The organism is Jannaschia sp. Os4, from assembly GCF_016820245.1.
GTDB lineage: Bacteria > Pseudomonadota > Alphaproteobacteria > Rhodobacterales > Rhodobacteraceae > Jannaschia.
Map to the genome: position 1 here is coordinate 283,277 of NZ_JAFCAR010000004.1, position 15,992 is coordinate 299,268.

The window sequence follows — 15,992 nt, forward strand, 5'->3', positions numbered from 1 at the left end:
TCTAGCGCGCCGTCCCAGGGGCGGAACCCCCCGGCGGCGTCCCTTCAGCGCGCCGCCAGCCGCCGCTCGCGCTCCGCCCGCAGGCGGGCGAAGTCGTCGCCCGCGTGGTAGCTGGAGCGCGTGAGCGGCGAGGCGGACACCATGAGGAAGCCCTTGCCCCACGCCGCCTTCTCGTAGCCCGCGAACTCCTCGGGCGTCACGAAGCGGTCGACGCGGTGGTGCTTGGGCGTGGGCTGGAGGTACTGGCCGATGGTGAGGAAGTCGATGCCGGCGGCGCGCATGTCGTCCATGACCTGCAGCACCGACTGCCGGTCCTCCCCGAGGCCCACCATGATGCCGGACTTGGTGAAGATCGACGGATCCATCTCCTTCACCCGCTCCAGCAGGCGCAGGGAGTGGTAGTAGCGCGCGCCGGGCCGCACCTCGGGATAGAGGCCGGGAACCGTCTCGAGGTTGTGGTTGAACACGTCCGGCTTGGCCGCGACGACCACCTCCAGCACGGCGGGGTCGGCCTTGATGAAATCGGGGGTCAGGATCTCGATCGTGGTGCCCGGCGCGCGGTGGCGGATGGCGCGGATGGTCTGGGCGAAGTGCTCCGCGCCGCCGTCCGAGACGTCGTCCCGGTCGACGGAGGTGACGACGACGTGGTTGAGCCCGAGCTTCTGGACCGCGTCGGCCACGCGCCCCGGCTCGAAGGCGTCGAGCGGCTCGGGCGGCTTGCCGGTGGCGATGTTGCAGAAGGTGCAGGCCCGCGTGCAGACCTCGCCCATGATCATCATGGTCGCGTGGCCTTGGGACCAGCATTCGCCCACGTTGGGGCAGCCCGCCTCCTCGCAGACGGTGGTCAGGCGGTTGTCCCGCATGATCCTCGCCGTCTCCCGATACGCCTTGCCTACGGGGGCCTTCACCCGGATCCACGACGGTTTGCGCGGCTGGGCCTGGTCGGGCTTGCGCGCCTTCTCGGGGTGGCGCTCGGCGGGATTCTTGAGGTCGCGGGGCATGGGGCGTCTCCGGTCCGGTCGCGCATCATCTAGGGGCGGGCGGCACGCCTGTAAACGCGGGCGGGGCCGCGACGAAGGGCCCCCGGCGCGACACGGGACTTGATTCGCCACTTCGCGTTGCGGTAGCGTCAGTTACGCATGCTCACCCTAGGGTTGAACGCGTGGGCCGTCGAACCGGCGGCATGGGGGATCGGTATGTCGGACGTCGTGGACCGTGTGGGTCGCATCGCGCCGCGCCGCGGCGCGCAGGGGTGGGTCATCGCCGCGCTCGCGGTCGCGCTCGGCGCCGCCTGCGACCTCGCGCTCGCGGCGGTCCTCGGCCCCGCAGTCCCGGTCTCGGCCCTCGGCATCGCCCTGCTCGCCCCCGCGCTCGTCTGCGGGCCGGTCCCGCTGGCGGCGGCCGTCGCGGCGAGCTGCGCGCTGCAGGCGTGGAAGCTCGCGGAGGGCGGGGCCGGCCTCGCGGCGGCCCTCGCCGGGGCGCTGGAATGGGGGGTCATGGCGGGGCTCTTCGTCACGGTCATCTCGCTCCTCGTCGAGGGGCTGCGCACCGCCCGCGCCACCCGCCGGGCCGCCGAGGCCGCGCGCCGCCTCGCGGAGCAGCGCACCCGCGAGGCGGAGGCGCTGAAGGACGAGCTGCGCCACCGGATGCGGAACCTGCTGTCCGTGGTGGGCGGCCTCGCCTCGGCGAGCTTCGCCTCCGGCGACCAGCGGGAGAACCTGCGCCGCTTCCGCGGGCGGCTCGACGCGCATATCCGGGCGCACGACCTCGTCTTCTCGGGCGAGCGCGCGCCGGTGCCGCTCCGCGACCTCGTCCGCGCGGTGCTCGTGGCCTTCCCGACGGAGCGGCTGGACCTGTCCGGCGACCGCGCGCTGGTGGCCTCGGACAAGGCCCCCGCCCTCGGCCTCGCGCTGCACGAGCTGGCCACCAACGCGCAGAAGCACGGCGCGTGGTCGAACGGCGTCGGGCGCGTGCGGCTGTGCGTCGAGGGCGACGGGGCGGGCGGCTTCCGCTACATCCAGTGGTCCGAGACGGGCGGCCCGCCGGTCGATCCCGAGCCCGCCCGCGCGGGGTTCGGCACGAAGGTGCTGAAGGCGATCCTGATCGACGCGCTCAAGGGCGAGGTCGAGCGCGAGCTGCGGCCAGAGGGGCTGCTCTGGCGCTTCCACGCGGGCGAGCCGACGGTGCCCGCCAAGGACGGGGCGGCCGTTCTCGCCTAGTCGACCGTTTCCGCGAAGAAGGCCGTCACCGCCGCGAGAATCTCCGCCGACCGCGCCCGGTCGCCCTCGAGCGCGCAGTGCGGCGCCTCGGGCAGCCACCGCTCCGTGCAATCCGCCATCGCGGCGCAGAGCGCCGAGGCCGCGCCCGCGTCCACGATCCGGTCGCGTCCGGCGTTCACCATGAGGATGGGCACCTCGACCCGCGCGGCGAACGCCGGCAGGCGGGCCGTCGCCCGCAGCGTGGCGGCGACCCAGCCCAAGGACGGCGCGTCCACCCGGAGGTCCGGGTCGAGCACGTAGAGCGCGTCGCGCAGGTGCGCGCGCTCCGGCGCGTCGGCGCAGACCGTGGGCGCGCCGGTCCAGCCGGGGTCGAGGAACCGCTCCGCCCGGTCCCACGCCCCTGGTCCGGGCGCGTAGCGCCCGCCCAGCCCGACCCGGTCGGACACCTCGGCCAAGGCGCGGGCGACCGGGCGGGGGAACGGCTCGGTCGTGATGTCGACCATCGGCACGATCGCGGCGAGGGCCGCGACCTCGACGTCGCGCTCGCCCAGCGTCCGCAGGGCGACGTGGCCGCCCTTAGACATCGCCATGACGGCCACGGGCGGCGCCTGCACGTCGATCCAAGCGGCGAGGTCGCGGGTCAGGTCGGCGTAGTCCTCGACATGGCCCATGTCCCGCGCGGCCCCGAACCGGTCCGAACGCCCCTGCCCCCGCTGGCTGAGCGCGGCGACGTCCCAGCCCGCGGCGGCCAGCGCGGCGAACTCCTCGCCGTAGAGCTCCAAGGGCGCGGTGTAGCCGGGGACGACCACGACGGTGCCCTTGCGCGGCGCCGCCGCGGGCAGCCGTCCCACCTCCAGAGTCACCCCCGGCTCGGCCGAGAAGCGGCCCGCCGTCCACCCTCCGGGCAGCGGCGCAAGGGCGCCGAGATAGGCCGTCGCCGCCGCCCGCGCCTCGGGGGACGGGTCGGGGACTGGATCGCCCGGCGGGGTCGAGACCGCCCACCCCGCGAGGGCCAGCGCGCCCACGGCCAGCAGCGCGAGCGCCGCGACCGTCCCGCCGAGGCGGCGCAGCCACGTCATCGCCGGGTCCAGCCCCACAGGCAGAGCAGCTCCATCAGCACGTGCGCGCCCGCCACGGCGGTGGCGCCGGTCACGTCGTATTGCGGCGACACCTCCACCACGTCGCCGCCCACGAGGTTGATGCCCGCGATGTCGCGCAGGAGGAACGCCGCCTGCGCCGAGGACAGCCCGCCCCAGACCGGCGTGCCGGTGCCCGGCGCGAAGGCGGGGTCGAGGCAGTCGATGTCGAAGGTGAGGTAGGCCGGGCGGTCGCCCACGCGGGCCTTGATGCGCGCAGCGATCTCGCCGGGCGCGGCCGCGTGGACGTCGCGGGCGGTGATCGTCTCGACGCCCAAGGGGTCCGGGTTCACCGTGCGGATGCCCACCTGCACGCTCGTCTCCGGGTCCACGACGCCGGACTTCACCGCCTTGTAGAACATCGTGCCGTGGTCGATCCGCGCCAAGTCGTCGTCGGGCCACGTGTCGCTGTGGGCGTCGAACTGGATCAGCGAGAGCGGCCCGTGCACCTCGGCATGGGCCTGCAGGATGGGGAAGCTGACGTAGTGGTCCCCCCCGATCGCGAGGCAGGCCGCCCCTTGCGCGAGGATAGAGCGGACGTGGCCGCGCAGCGCCTCGGGGAAGTCGGGCACGCTGGCGTAGTCGAACCCGCAATCGCCGTAGTCGGCCACCGCGAGCGCCTCCAGGGGCGAGTAGCCGTCCCAGTAGATCGGCGGGTCGAACACCTGCAGCGTCGAGGCCTCGCGCACGGCACGGGGGCCGAAGCGGGCGCCGGGGCGGTGGGTGACCGCCTGATCGAAGGGCACGCCGGTGATCGCCACGTCGTAGCCCGTCAGGTCCTTCGCGTAGCGGCGGCGGAAGGCGGAGGTCGCGCCCCCGAACGCGTTCTCCATGTCGAGGCCGCGGCGCCCCCCCGTGACCGCGCGATCCACTTGGTCGCGGGCGTCCTGCAGCGTGGCCATGGGCGGCTCCTCCTCGGTGTCGGGCCTCCTCTACCTTCGGCGGCGGGGGCGGTCGATGGCCCCCGGCCCGCCCAGATCCCGCCGCACCCGCGCGGTAGGCGCACCGGCATGGCCAACCATGCGCACGGATCGTCGAAGGGGATGGGCATGGCGGCGGTGCTCGTCGCCGTGGCGATGATCCCCGTCCTCGTCTACGGCATCGAGGACGCCCCGCCGCCCGAGGTCGCCGTCGCGGCCGCCGCCCTGCCCCACCGCTTCATGCCCTCCGCGTCCGCCCGCCCGTGGCAGGCGCCGGTCGCGCCCGTCGACGTGCCGCTCGGCCACGGCAAGACAGCCCATCTCAAGCAGGCCTATGCGATCGAGGGGGCCGTCCTCACGCGGCGGCGGCACCGGCTCGGGCCGCACTCGGACATCTCGCCCTTGGACCTCGGGATCGTCACCGGCCCCAACGCCGCCTCCGACCGTATGGCGCATCTCCGCGGCGGCACCGCCCCGCGCATCGCGCTGCTCCGCTTCGCCGAGGGCGCCCCCGCCGACCTCGTCCGCGGCCCGCACCCGTGGTTCACCAACAACCACCTGATCCCCGCCACCGCCGCCGTGCGCGACGCGCTGCTGGCGGTCGGCACGGGGGACCGCGTGCGGATCGAGGGGTTCCTCGCCGACGTGACGGGCATGGGCCTCGCCCCGTGGCGCACCTCCGAACGGCGGCAGGACACGTGGTGCGAGATCGTCGTCGTGACCGCGGTCCACGTGGGCGACGCGACCCCCGCCGCGCCAGTGGTGCGCCGGGCGGGACGGACGGCGACCTCGGGCTAGCTTCCGGGACGGGAGGGTGGCATCCGCCCCCTCGATCGACATCCCGGAGCACCGATGGACCTGCGCGACGCCTTCCTCCACGCCATGAGCCGCTGCGCCCAGACGGTCAGCGTGGTCGCCACCGACGGCCCCGCCGGACGCGCGGGCGTGACCGTCTCGGCGATGACCTCCGTGTCGGCGGACGCGCCCACGATGCTCGCCTGCGTGAACCGTGACGGGTCCGCCGCCGCGCCGATCCTCGGGAACGGGCGCTTCGCCATCTCGGTGCTGCGCGAGGACCAGCAGGCGCTGTCGGACCGCTTCGCCGGGCGAGGCGACCATGCCGACCGCTTCGAGGGCGTGGCGTGGGACGTCCTCGAGACGGGGGCGCCCTGCCTCGACGCGCTGGCGAACTTCGACTGCGAGCTCCAGAGCGCGGACCTCGTCGGGACGCACCACGTGCTGATCGGCGCGGTGCGCGCCGTCCGCGTGATCGAGGAGGGCGGGCCGCTGATCTGGGGGATGCGCGGCTACCTCCGGGCCGAGCGGGCCTAGATCCGTCCGGTCACCCGCTGGCGGGCGCGCCGGAAGCGGGTGGCGAGGCCGACCTCCTGCGGCACGCCCTCGACCACCGCGCCGGGATCGCGCGCGAGCCGGTCGAGCACGGCCTCCGCCTCCGGCACCACGAGGAAGACGGGCCGCGCCGCCTTGGGCACCTGCGCCGCCCGCGCGCGGGCCAGCGCGGCCCGGGCGCCGTCGATCAGGGCCGCCGCGTGCTCGGCCGGGTCGCCGTGGGGCAGCGGATGCCGCCCCTTCGCCACGAGGTCGGGGACGGCCGCCAGCAGGTTGGCGATCCCCTGCGCCCGCCCTGCGTCCTTGGCGGCGCCCTCCCCGCCCCCGGCGCGCCGCGCCGCGACCCGCAGCAGCGTGCCGGCGGTGGCGTCGACGTAGCCCAGCACCGCCTGCCGGTCGCGCGGGGCCTCGGCCTCGACGTCCGCCGTCCGCGCCTCCACCAAGCGGTCGAGGAGGCGGGCGTCGGCGGCGTCGATCACGGCGGCGAGGGGCGTCACCACCTCGTGCCGCCTGGGCCGCCCTTCCGCGATCTCCTCCAGCGCGTCGCGCCACCATTGCAAGCGCATCAGCGCGATCATCGGCTCCTGCGTGACCCACGGGGCGCGCGCCACCTCGACGTTGAAGGCGTAGAGCGGCAGCAGGATCGGGCGCAGCCGCAGCGGCGCGGCCATCGTGGCGCGGAACCGGGCCGGATCGCCCCGCGCGACGAGCGCCGCGCAGGCGTTCAGGTCCCCGTCCGAGGCAGGGCCTAGCTCCGCCACAGCTTCCACCGGATCGCGTCGAGCAGCGCCTCGAACGAGGCGTCCACGATGTTCGGCCCCGCCCCCACCGTCGACCAGCGCAGGTCGCCGTCGGCGTGGTCGATCACCACCCGCGTCACCGCGTCCGTCCCCGCGCCCGTGATGCGGACGCGGAAGTCCGTCAGCTCCATCGCCGCGATGCGGTCCTGCAGCGAGCCGAGATCCCGGACGAGCGCCTTCGCCAGCGCGTTCACCGGCCCCATGTCGGCGCCCTCGGGGTCGCGCGATTCGCTCACGGAGGTGCGACGCTCGCCGTCCACGATGACCGAGACGACGGCCTCGGACAGCGTGGTCATCTCGCCCTTGCGGTCGCGCCGCCGCTCGACGGTGACGCGGTAACGGTCGACCTCGAACCGGTCGCGCAGCAGGCCGAGGTGGCGCAGCGCGATCAGCTCGAACGAGGCCTGCGCGCGGTCGTACTCGTAGCCCCGGTCCTCGCGCTCCTTCACCTCGGCGAGGATGCCCCCGAGCTGCGCGTCGGTCGCCTCCAGCCCCATCTCCTGCAGGCGGCGGCGCAGGTTGGCGCGGCCCGCCTGCTTGGACATCGGGATGATGCGCGCGTTGCCCACGGCCTCGGGCGGGACGTGCTCGTAGGTGGCCGGGTCCTTGAGGATCGCGCTGGCGTGGAGGCCCGCCTTGTGGGCGAAGGCCGAGGCGCCGACATAGGGCGCCTCGCGGCGCGGCGTGCGGTCGAGGATGTCGTCGAGGCGGCGCGAGGCGGCCATGAGCCCCGGCAGGGCGTCCCGGTCGATGCCGGTCTCGAACCCCGCGTAGTCCGCCTTCAGCAGGAGCGTCGGCACGAGCGTCGTCAGGTTCGCGTTGCCGCAGCGCTCGCCCAGCCCGTTCAGCGTCCCTTGGATCTGGCGCGCCCCGGCCCGCACGGCGGCGAGGCTGCCGGCCACCGCCTGCCCCGTGTCGTCGTGGGTGTGGATGCCCAGCCGCTCCCCCGGCAGGCCCGCCGCGATGAGTTGCTCCACCACCTCGCCGATCCGCTCGGGCATCGTGCCGCCGTTTGTGTCGCAGAGCACCGCCCACCGCGCGCCCGCGTCCAGCGCCGCCGCGAGGCAGTCCGTCGCGTAGGCGGGGTCGTCCGCGTAGCCGTCGAAGAAGTGCTCGGCGTCGAACAGCGTCTCGCGCCCGAGGCCCGCGCAATGCGCGACGCTGTCGGCGATGGCCGCCCGGTTCTCCGCCAGCGTGGTGCCGAGCGCGTGGGTGACGTGGAACGGGTGCGCCTTGCCCACGAGGCAGATCGCCGGCGTGCCCGCGTTGACCACGGCCGCGAGGGTCTCGTCGTTGGCGGCGGAGCGGCCCGCGCGCTTGGTCATGCCGAAGGCGGTGAAGGTCGCGCGGGCCAGCTTGGGCGGCGCCTCGAAGAAGGCGCTGTCGGTGCCGTTCGCGCCGGGCCAGCCGCCCTCGACGTAGTCGAACCCGAGGCGGTCGAGGAGATGCGCGATCTCGTGCTTCTCCCCGGCGGTGAAGTGGACGCCGTGGGTCTGCTGCCCGTCGCGCAAGGTGGTGTCGAACAGGGAGAGCCGGGCTTTCTGCACCGCAGCAATCGTTTCCGCACAAGGGGCTTGCGACGCGTCCTTCATCCATCCACCGCCTCGGCGCCGAACCGGGCGGCGACCGCGTTAACGGAATCGACAGACATGTGCGGCAGCCTGTCCCCCTCGATTCCCCCGTCCGGAAGGCTCCGAACCGCTATGCCCGCCTCCTGCAGCGCCGACCGCAGCGCGTCCGCCGCCGCGAAGTCCTTGGCCGCGCGCAGCGCCTGCCACCGCGCGAGCAGGGGCCCCAGCAGCGCCGCGACGGGGTCGCCGCCGTGATCGCCCCCGAGGTCCAGCCGCCCGCCGTCGGCGGCCCAGCCGCCCATGCCGGGCTGCAGCAGGCCGAGCATACGCGCCGAGGCCGTCAGCGTGGCGCCGTCCCCCGCCTTGGCCAGCCGGTGCAGCTCGGCGATGGCGCCGGGGACGTTGACGTCGTCGCGCAGCGCGTCGAGCACCGCCGGCGCGGGCGACCCGCCCTCCTCCGCCATGCCGTGCCAGCGGCGCAGATGGCCCTCCGCCTCCTGCGCGCGCTCCTCCGTCCAGTCCATCGTCTTGGCGTAGTGCGTCCCGAGGAAGACCATGCGGATCACCTCGCCGGGGACGCCCCGGTCGAGCAGGTCGCGCACGGTGAAGAAGTTGCCCAAGGACTTGGACATCTTGCGCCCCTCGACCAGCAGCATCTCGTTGTGCAGCCAGATGGACGCGAAGGAGGCGTCGGGGTGGGCGCAGCGCGACTGCGCCAGCTCGTTCTCGTGATGCGGGAACTTCAGGTCCGTGCCGCCGCCGTGGACGTCGAAGGAAGGGCCGAGGATCTCGGCGGTCATGGCCGAGCACTCGATGTGCCAGCCGGGGCGGCCGCGGCCCCACGGGCTGTCCCAGCCCGGCGTGGCGTCGTCGGAGGGCTTCCACAGCACGAAGTCCATCGGGTCGCGCTTGTAGGGCGCCACCTCCACGCGGGCGCCCGCGATCATGTCCTCGGTCGAGCGGCCCGACAGGGTGCCGTAGGACGGGTCGGAGGCCACGGCGAAGAGGACGTGGCCCTCGGCCTCGTAGGCGTGGCCCTTGGCGATCAGGTCCGCGATCATCGCGACCATGGCGGGGATGTGGTCCGTCGCGCGCGGCTCGACGTCGGGGGGCGCGCAGCCCAGCGCGGCCATGTCCTCGTAGAACCAGCCCAAGGTCTCGTCGGTGACGTCGCGGATCGAGCGGCCCGTCGCGGCGGCGCGCGCGTTGATCTTGTCGTCCACGTCCGTGACGTTGCGCACGTAGGTGACGCGGTCGAAGTCGTGGCGCAGCAGCCGCGTCAGCACGTCGAAGAGGATCACGTTGCGCGCGTTGCCGAGATGGGCGCGGTCGTAGACCGTGGGCCCGCAGAGGTAGAGGCGCACGTGCCCCGGCTCCAGCGGGACGAGCGGCTCGACCCGGCGGGTGAGCGAGTTGCGCAGGCGGACGGCCATCCGGGGCCTCCTGTTCGTCTGGCGGGCGGGGGCGTTGAGGTGGCGCGCCCCGAAGGCCCGCCGAGTGGTCCTCAGCGGGCGCGGCGGATGCAGATGATGCAGGTGCGGCCCATAGGCGGAGGGCTACCACGCGCCGGCCGATCGGGAAAGGGCACGTTCCGGGTTTCGCGGCGCGCGCGGGCGCCGCAAGGTCGGCGCGACCACAGGAGACGCCCCATGCCCACCTTCCGCGAGATGCACCGCCCCGGCCATCCCTTCGTCCTCGCCAACGCGTGGGACGTCGGCTCCGCGCGGATGCTCGTGGCCTTGGGCGCGCGGGCGGTGGCGACGACCTCGGCCGGGCACGCCTTCACGCGCGGCCTGCCCGACGGGGGGCAGGTCACGCGGGAGGAGGCGATCGCCCATGCCGCCGACCTCGCGGCGCACGTGGACGTCCCCGTCAGCGGCGATCTCGAGGACGGCTACGGCCCCGAGCCCGCCGACGCCGCCGAGACGGTCCGGCAGGCGGGCGTGGCGGGGCTCGCGGGGTGCTGCATCGAGGACGTGGCGGGCGACGGAAGCCCCTATGCCTACGCGGCCGCCGTGGCGCGCATCGAGAACGCCGTGGTTGCGGCGCGGGCGGCGCCGGTGGACCACATGCTCTGCGCCCGCGCGGACGGGGTGATGCACGGCGCCTACGACCTCGACGAGGCGATCCGGCGGCTGCGCGCCTTCCGGGAGGCGGGGGCGGACGTGCTCTACTGCCCCGTGCCGGGGACGCCGGACGACCTGCGGCGGGTGGTGGAGGCGCTCGACGGGGCGCCGGTGAACGCGCTGGCGGTCGGCCCGCTCGCGAAGCTCTCGCTCGCGGAGATGGGCGAGATCGGGGTGGCGCGGGTCTCCTTGGGCTCGGCGCTCGCGCGGGCCACGCACCGGGTGATCGCGGAGGGCGCGCGCGCGATGTTCGGCGACGGGCGGTTCGACGCGGTGCCGGGGATGGCGGGGGACGCGGTGGACGACCTGCTGACGCGGGGCACGCCCTAGCGGCGGCGGACGGGACGGGCCGGGGCGGCGCTCCGTGCCGTGCGGGCCGGGCTCGGGGCCTCGTTTCGCGTGGGGCGATCCCGGCGCCTCGTGTCGCGGGGGCCGGTCCCGGTGCCTTGCGTCGCGGGGGCCGAACCGGGGGCTTCGCTCCGCACGGGCCGAACCGGGGGCATCGTTCCGTGCAGGCCGACCCCGGGCATCGCTTCGCGCGGCGCGCACGAGGGTTGTTCGTCGCGAGGGCCGCTTCGGGGGACGTCCGCCCGGACGAGCCGGTCCCGGCGATGGGGCCTGCGCGATCCGCTCCCCGCGATGCGGCGTCGGCGATCCGGTCCGGGCGTCCGCGCTCCGGCGGTCCGATCCCGACGCGCTGTCGCGGACGGGCTAGACAGGCGCGGGCGCGGCGGCCTCCCCTCGGGGGATGGGAGACGTGCACGGCATCGCGGTCCTGCGGACGATCGGCGCGCGGCGGGGCCGCGCGGCGCGGGGGCGCCCCGGCGGGGCCTGAGCCCGCCCGTCCCACATCCTCCGGAGCCCGCCCATGTCCCTCGACCTGCCCCCCCGTTCCCGTCCCGGCGGCCGCGCCGCGCGCCGCGCCGCGCGGGCCGCCGCCCTGCCCGACCACATGCGCCCCGTGCGCGCCGGCCTGACCGGCGGCACCTACCGCCCCCTCTCGGACGCGGACGTGGCGCGCATCCACGCGACCGCGCTCGACGCGCTGGCGCAGATCGGCTTGGCGGACGCGCCGCCCTCGGGCGTGGAGATCTTGGTAGGCGCGGGCGCGGTGCCGGGCGCGGACGGGCGGTTGCGGTTCCCGCGGGCGCTGGTGGAGGACATGCTGGCGATCGCGGCGCGGGACGTGGTGCTGCACGGGCGCGACGGGGCGCACGACCTGACGCTGTCGGACGCCCGGGTCCATTACGGCACGGCGGGCGCGGCGGTGCACTACGTCGACATGGAGACGGGGGCCTACCGCGACTCGACCCTCGCCGACCTGCACGAGGCGGCGCGGCTGGCGCATGCGCTGGACAACGTCCACTTCCTGCAGCGCCCGATGGTGGCGCGCGACATGGAGGGGATGCTGGCGCTGGACCTGAACACGATCCACGCCTGCGTGACGGGGACGACCAAGCATGTCGGGACAAGCTTCTCGGACCCGTCGACGGTGGAGCCGTGCCTGCGCTACCTCCGCGACGTGGCGGGCGGCGACGCGGCGTGGCGGGCGCGGCCGTTCGTGAGCAATTCGAACTGCTTCGTGGTGCCGCCGATGAAGTTCGCGACCGATGCGTGCCTCATCATGGAGCAGGCGATCCGGGGCGGGATGCCGGTGCTGCTGCTGTCGGCGGGACAGGCGGGGGCGACGGCGCCCGCGCCGATCGCGGGGGCCGTGGTGCAGGCGGTGGCGGAGTGCCTCGCGGGCGTCGTCTACGTGAACGCGATGGCGCCGGGGCATCCGGCGGTGTTCGGGACGTGGCCCTTCGTGTCGGACCTCCGGACGGGCGCGATGTCGGGCGGATCGGGGGAGCAGGCGCTGCTGTCGGCGGCCTGCGCGCAGATGGGGCGGTTCTACGGGCTGCCCTGCGGGGCGGCGGCGGGCATGGCGGACGCCAAGCTGCCGGACATGCAGGCGGGCTGGGAGCAGGGGATGTCGGACGTGCTGGCGGGGCTGGCGGGGCTGAACATGGTCTACGAGGCGGCGGGGATGCACGGGTCGCTGATGGGGTTCTGCCCGGAGAGCCTGATCCTCGGCGACGACATGATCGGCGCGGCGCTGCGCTGCGTGCGGGGGGTGGAGGTGACGGAGGAGACCTGCTCGCTGGAGGCGATGCGGGAGGTCTGCCTCGGGGGGCCGGGGCACTACCTCGGGACGGAGGCGACGCTTGCGGTGATGCAGACGGAGTATCTCTACCCCGCGCTCGCGGACCGGAGCAGCCCGAAGGAATGGGCCGAGCGGGACCGCCCCGACCTCGTGGCGGCGGCGCGGGCGCGGAAGCTGGAGATCCTCGCGGGGCCGAACCCGGCGGCGCTGGATCCCGCCTTGGAGGCGCGGCTGCGGGCGGACCACCCGGCACTCGCGTGAGGGCTCGTCCGGCGGCGCGGGCGACCTAGGTTCCGGCTCCCCGCCCGGAGCCCGGCCCATGCACCTCCTCCACCTGATCGGCGCGACCACGGACCGGTTCGCGCACGAGCTGTCCCTGACCTACCATTCCGAGACCGTGCGCCTGCCGGGCAGCACCGTCTCGACGCTGGAGGTGCGGCCCGACGGCACGACGCTCTGGGGGCAGCCCGGCGCGCCCCGCGCGCCCGTGCCGCGGGGCGCCGCGCTCGACCGGGCGGCGACGACGGACGCGTGCCTGCCCTACATGTTCTGCCCGCGCGGCATGACGTCGTGGCGCGCCGCGCTGGAGGACGTGATGGGCGTCCCCGTGCTCGGGCCCGACGCGGCCTGCCTGTCGCTGGCGACGTCCAAGTCCCGCACCAAGGCGGTGGCCGCCGCCGCCGGGATCGCCACGCCCGCCGCGGCGCCGCTCGCGGCGGACACGCCCTGCCCCGACCTGCCGGCGATCGTGAAGCCGGACGCGGAGGACAACTCGATCGGCCTGTCCCTCGTGCGCGACCCGGCCGACTGGCCCGCCGCCCGCGACCGGGCGCTGGAGATGGGGGCGGCGATGGTGGAGGACTACGTGCCGGGCCGCGAGGTGCGCGTCGGCGTGCTGGAGGATCCGTCGCCCCGCCTGCTGCCGGTGCTGGAGTATCACGTCACCCCCGAGCGCCCGATCCGCGAGCGCGCGGACAAGGTCGTGACCGACGCCTCGGGCGCGGTGACGAAGCGGTCGTGGCGGATGCCCTCGCTGGAGACGACCTGCCCCGCCGTGCTCGCGCCGCCGACCCTTTCCGCGCTGGAGCGCGCCGCGCTCGCGCTGCACGGCGCGCTCGGCTGCCGGGACTACTCGCTCTACGACTTCCGCATCGACGCGGAGGGGCGGCCGTGGCTCTTGGAGGCGTGCATCTTCTGGACCTTCGCGCCGTTCAGCGTGATCTCCCGGATGCTGGAGGCGGAGGGCACGGACCTCGCCGCGACGGTGGGGGCGCTGGTGGCGCGGACGGCGGCGCGCAAGGGCGGGACGCCCGCGGCCGCCTAGCGCCGCCCGGCCCGGACGAGAAAGGGCGGCCCGCCGGACCGCCCTTCCCGTTCGGTGCCGCGTCGGCTCAGGCGCGCTTGAGCGCCCGGAGCCCGCCGCCGACCAGCAGCGCCGCGATCGCGAGCTTGAGCGCGTCGCCCACGAGGTAGGGCGTCATGTAGCCGCCCAGCACGGCGGCGATCCCCTCGCCGGCCATCCAGACGTCCAGCCCGAAGGCCGCCGCCACGCCCAGCGGCCACGCGAGGCCGATGGCGTAGAGCACAACCGAGGCCACGAGGCCCGCGCCGAGCATCGCCAGCACGCCGCGCCCGGCGGCGAGACCCGCGATCGCGGCGAAGGCGACGAAGCCGAAGATGAAGCCGGTGGTGGCGCCGGGGAAGGCGAGCGCGGCGTTCTTGAACCCGGCGAAGACCGGCAGGCCGGCCATGCCCTCGGCGACGTAGGCCACGAGGGTGAGCGCGGCGAGGCGGGTGCCCACGGAGAACGCGATCAGCAGGATCGCCAGCGTCTGCAGCGAGATCGGGACCGGGCCGACCGGCACGGAGACCTGCGCGGCCACCGCGATCATGAGGGAGCCCAGCAGCACCACGGCCGCCTGCTTGGGTAGGGTCATCGGCCCGAGGGCCGCTTGGCTAAGGGTCATGCTCGCCTCCGAGGTGAATCTGCCCCGGCTTATCCGCCCCCCTCTCCTCGCCGTCAACGCGCCGCGGGCGCGGGTCGCTTGCGGCCCGCGCCCGACCGGTGCATCCGGCGCGCATGGACCAGAAGCCCCCCGCCCTCGTCACCGGCGCCTCGCGCGGCCTCGGCGCCGCCATGGCCGAGACCCTCGCCCGCCGCGGCTGGCACGTCGTCGCCGTGGCCCGCACCACCGGCGGGCTGGAGGCGCTCGACGACCGCATCCAGGCGGCGGGCGGCTCGGCCACGCTGGCGCCGATGGACGTCACCGTCGACGCGGCGATGCAGCAGCTCTGCCGCGGCATCCACGACCGCTGGGGCGCGCTGCCGGTCTGGGTCCACTGCGCGGTGGAGGCGACGGCCCTGTCGCCCGCCGACATGATCCCGGCCAAGGACTTCGGGAAGGCGCTGGAGACGAACGTCACCGCCTTCGTCCGCCTCGTCTCCTACGTGTCCCCGCTGCTGCGGGCGGCGGGCGGCGGCGACGCGGTGTTCCTCGACGACGAGGGGGCGCGGAAGTTCGGGGCCGCCTACGGCGCGACGAAGGCCGCGCAGCGCGAGATCGTGCGCGCGTGGCAGGCGGAGGCCACGACCGCGACGGCGCCCCGCGTGCACCTGCTGCGCCCCGCGCCGATGGCCACGGCGGTGCGGGCGCGGTTCTTCCCCGGCGAGGACACGTCCGGCTTGGCGGACGCGCGCGAGGAGGCGGCCCGCCTGCTGGACGAGGCGGGGCTGGCGCGCGCGGGCTGAACCCGCTCAGGCGTCGCGCATCTCGCCGGCGAGGGTCTCGGCCTTGGCGGCGAGCTCCTGCGCGCGGCGCACCGCGCCCTCGGGCACCGTGTCGCGCACGACCTCCCGCAGCTCGGGGGCCGGGGCGGGCGCGTTGTGCGCGGGCAGCGCGCGCAGCCGCTCGATCTCGCGGGTCTGGGAGGCGATGCGGCGGTCGAGTGCGCGCAGCTCCTCGTCGGCCGACAGCGCCTTGTCGGCCAGCATCAGCCCGGCCATCAGCAGCATCCGGTCCTGCGTCAGCCGCTGGCCCCCCGCGTTCAGCTGCTGCGCCTCGCGGTCGAGCATCTGGGCGGCGGTGGCGAGGAACTGCTCCTCGCCGTCGGCCACGTTCACGAGGAAGCTGCGGCCTCCGATCTCGATGGTGACGTCAGGCATCGGCGCTCTCCAGGATGGGGGCCATCTCCTCGAGGATGCGGCGCATCTCGGCGAGGTCCATGGCGCGGGCGGCGCGCACCGCCTCTAGTTCGGCCTCCAGCGCGGCGTCGGCCGCGCCCTCGGCTTGGGCGCGCAGCTGCGCGGAGGTGGCGGTGAGCGCCTCGACGGCGGCGCGCAGGCGATCGACCTCGCCGCCGGCGTCGGGCGCCGCGGCGGGCGGGGCGTCGGCGCGGGCGGCCTCGAGGGCGGCGGCATGCTCCGCCTCGCGGGCGGCGGCCGCCGCCTCCAGCTCCGCGACGCGCGCGGCGGGGGCCTCGGCCGCGGCGCGCGCGTCGTCCAGCTCGCCCTCGAGGTCCGCGATGCGCGCGCGGGCCGCGTCGAGGTCGGCCGCCAGGCGCGCGGCCTCGTCGGCGGCCCCGCCGTCGCCCGCGCCCCGGACCTCCCACGCGTCGCGGGCCGCGCCGAGCGCAGCCTCGATCCGCGCCATCGCCGCGTCCAGCGCCGCCGCGCCCGCCGGTTCCGTCTCCGCCACCGCGAAATCCCCTCGTCCTCTGTCCCGCG

16 protein-coding genes are annotated in these 15,992 nt (G+C 75.5%); 7 read left to right on the plus strand and 9 right to left on the minus strand.

Features of this window, described 5'->3' with window-relative positions; translation table 11 throughout:
• Positions 1–44: 44 nt before the first annotated feature.
• Positions 45–1,001, minus strand: coding sequence for a lipoyl synthase (gene lipA, locus JQC91_RS10280; protein WP_203286733.1), 957 nt, complete (start codon positions 999–1,001; stop codon positions 45–47).
• 138 nt (positions 1,002–1,139) lie between these two features.
• Between lipA and JQC91_RS10285 the strand changes: the two genes are divergently transcribed.
• The gene (locus JQC91_RS10285) at positions 1,140–2,219 is read left to right on the plus strand and encodes a sensor histidine kinase (protein WP_203286734.1); all 1,080 of its coding nucleotides are present in this window, start codon (positions 1,140–1,142) and stop codon (positions 2,217–2,219) included.
• On the opposite strand, the gene JQC91_RS10290 is transcribed toward JQC91_RS10285, so the two are convergent.
• Together JQC91_RS10290 and speB are read right to left on the minus strand one after the other, a co-directional pair.
• Positions 2,216–3,298, minus strand: a complete 1,083-nt coding sequence (locus JQC91_RS10290) for an alpha/beta hydrolase (RefSeq protein ID WP_203286735.1) — start codon at positions 3,296–3,298, stop codon at positions 2,216–2,218. The genes JQC91_RS10285 and JQC91_RS10290 overlap by 4 nt on opposite strands.
• Complete coding sequence (speB, locus tag JQC91_RS10295; protein WP_203286736.1) at positions 3,295–4,257, minus strand: agmatinase; 963 nt, start codon at positions 4,255–4,257, stop codon at positions 3,295–3,297. Before speB ends, JQC91_RS10290 begins: the two co-directional genes overlap by 4 nt.
• Before the next feature lie 108 nt (positions 4,258–4,365).
• On the opposite strand from speB, the gene JQC91_RS10300 reads away from it, so the two are divergent.
• On the plus strand, positions 4,366–5,073 hold the full coding sequence (locus tag JQC91_RS10300; RefSeq protein ID WP_203286737.1) for a hypothetical protein: 708 nt from the start codon (positions 4,366–4,368) through the stop codon (positions 5,071–5,073).
• Between the two features lie 54 nt (positions 5,074–5,127).
• The gene (locus JQC91_RS10305) at positions 5,128–5,607 is read left to right on the plus strand and encodes a flavin reductase family protein (protein ID WP_203286738.1); all 480 of its coding nucleotides are present in this window, start codon (positions 5,128–5,130) and stop codon (positions 5,605–5,607) included.
• On the opposite strand, the gene JQC91_RS10310 is transcribed toward JQC91_RS10305, so the two are convergent.
• The 3 genes from JQC91_RS10310 to cysS are packed head-to-tail and all read right to left on the minus strand — an operon-like array spanning position 5,604 to position 9,429.
• Complete coding sequence (locus JQC91_RS10310) at positions 5,604–6,386, minus strand: squalene/phytoene synthase family protein (RefSeq protein WP_343069950.1); 783 nt, start codon at positions 6,384–6,386, stop codon at positions 5,604–5,606. The genes JQC91_RS10305 and JQC91_RS10310 overlap by 4 nt on opposite strands.
• The gene (cimA, locus tag JQC91_RS10315; RefSeq protein WP_343069951.1) at positions 6,374–7,972 is read right to left on the minus strand and encodes a citramalate synthase; all 1,599 of its coding nucleotides are present in this window, start codon (positions 7,970–7,972) and stop codon (positions 6,374–6,376) included. The genes JQC91_RS10310 and cimA overlap by 13 nt, the downstream gene beginning before the upstream one ends.
• A gap of 41 nt (positions 7,973–8,013) precedes the next feature.
• Positions 8,014–9,429, minus strand: a complete 1,416-nt coding sequence (gene cysS / locus JQC91_RS10320) for a cysteine--tRNA ligase (protein WP_203286740.1) — start codon at positions 9,427–9,429, stop codon at positions 8,014–8,016.
• A gap of 216 nt (positions 9,430–9,645) precedes the next feature.
• Between cysS and JQC91_RS10325 the strand changes: the two genes are divergently transcribed.
• From JQC91_RS10325 to JQC91_RS10335, 3 genes are all read left to right on the plus strand, one after another.
• On the plus strand, positions 9,646–10,452 hold the full coding sequence (locus JQC91_RS10325; RefSeq protein WP_203286741.1) for an isocitrate lyase/phosphoenolpyruvate mutase family protein: 807 nt from the start codon (positions 9,646–9,648) through the stop codon (positions 10,450–10,452).
• 538 nt (positions 10,453–10,990) lie between these two features.
• On the plus strand, positions 10,991–12,529 hold the full coding sequence (locus tag JQC91_RS10330; protein WP_203286742.1) for a trimethylamine methyltransferase family protein: 1,539 nt from the start codon (positions 10,991–10,993) through the stop codon (positions 12,527–12,529).
• Positions 12,530–12,587: 58 nt separating this feature from the next.
• Positions 12,588–13,592, plus strand: coding sequence for a hypothetical protein (locus tag JQC91_RS10335; RefSeq protein WP_203286743.1), 1,005 nt, complete (start codon positions 12,588–12,590; stop codon positions 13,590–13,592).
• Between the two features lie 67 nt (positions 13,593–13,659).
• On the opposite strand, the gene JQC91_RS10340 is transcribed toward JQC91_RS10335, so the two are convergent.
• Complete coding sequence (locus JQC91_RS10340; RefSeq protein ID WP_203286744.1) at positions 13,660–14,235, minus strand: biotin transporter BioY; 576 nt, start codon at positions 14,233–14,235, stop codon at positions 13,660–13,662.
• Between the two features lie 113 nt (positions 14,236–14,348).
• Between JQC91_RS10340 and JQC91_RS10345 the strand changes: the two genes are divergently transcribed.
• On the plus strand, positions 14,349–15,017 hold the full coding sequence (locus JQC91_RS10345) for an SDR family oxidoreductase (protein ID WP_203286745.1): 669 nt from the start codon (positions 14,349–14,351) through the stop codon (positions 15,015–15,017).
• Between the two features lie 6 nt (positions 15,018–15,023).
• On the opposite strand, the gene JQC91_RS10350 is transcribed toward JQC91_RS10345, so the two are convergent.
• Both JQC91_RS10350 and JQC91_RS10355 read right to left on the minus strand, forming a co-directional pair.
• A complete protein-coding gene (locus tag JQC91_RS10350) occupies positions 15,024–15,431 on the minus strand; it encodes a cell division protein ZapA (protein WP_203286746.1) in 408 nt (135 codons plus the stop codon).
• A complete protein-coding gene (locus JQC91_RS10355) occupies positions 15,424–15,963 on the minus strand; it encodes a hypothetical protein (protein WP_203286747.1) in 540 nt (179 codons plus the stop codon). The genes JQC91_RS10350 and JQC91_RS10355 overlap by 8 nt, the downstream gene beginning before the upstream one ends.
• Positions 15,964–15,992 lie beyond the last annotated feature (29 nt).

Coding starts and splice junctions, on each gene's coding strand:
- speB (WP_203286736.1), bottom strand. CDS start 4,257: ATGGCCACGCTGCAGGACGCCCGCGACCAAGTGGATCGCGCGGTCACG.
- JQC91_RS10285 (WP_203286734.1), top strand. CDS start 1,140: ATGCTCACCCTAGGGTTGAACGCGTGGGCCGTCGAACCGGCGGCATGG.
- JQC91_RS10340 (WP_203286744.1), bottom strand. CDS start 14,235: ATGACCCTTAGCCAAGCGGCCCTCGGGCCGATGACCCTACCCAAGCAG.
- JQC91_RS10300 (WP_203286737.1), top strand. CDS start 4,366: ATGGCCAACCATGCGCACGGATCGTCGAAGGGGATGGGCATGGCGGCG.
- JQC91_RS10350 (WP_203286746.1), bottom strand. CDS start 15,431: ATGCCTGACGTCACCATCGAGATCGGAGGCCGCAGCTTCCTCGTGAAC.
- JQC91_RS10305 (WP_203286738.1), top strand. CDS start 5,128: ATGGACCTGCGCGACGCCTTCCTCCACGCCATGAGCCGCTGCGCCCAG.
- cysS (WP_203286740.1), bottom strand. CDS start 9,429: ATGGCCGTCCGCCTGCGCAACTCGCTCACCCGCCGGGTCGAGCCGCTC.
- JQC91_RS10330 (WP_203286742.1), top strand. CDS start 10,991: ATGTCCCTCGACCTGCCCCCCCGTTCCCGTCCCGGCGGCCGCGCCGCG.
- JQC91_RS10290 (WP_203286735.1), bottom strand. CDS start 3,298: ATGACGTGGCTGCGCCGCCTCGGCGGGACGGTCGCGGCGCTCGCGCTG.
- lipA (WP_203286733.1), bottom strand. CDS start 1,001: ATGCCCCGCGACCTCAAGAATCCCGCCGAGCGCCACCCCGAGAAGGCG.
- JQC91_RS10345 (WP_203286745.1), top strand. CDS start 14,349: ATGGACCAGAAGCCCCCCGCCCTCGTCACCGGCGCCTCGCGCGGCCTC.
- JQC91_RS10325 (WP_203286741.1), top strand. CDS start 9,646: ATGCCCACCTTCCGCGAGATGCACCGCCCCGGCCATCCCTTCGTCCTC.
- JQC91_RS10335 (WP_203286743.1), top strand. CDS start 12,588: ATGCACCTCCTCCACCTGATCGGCGCGACCACGGACCGGTTCGCGCAC.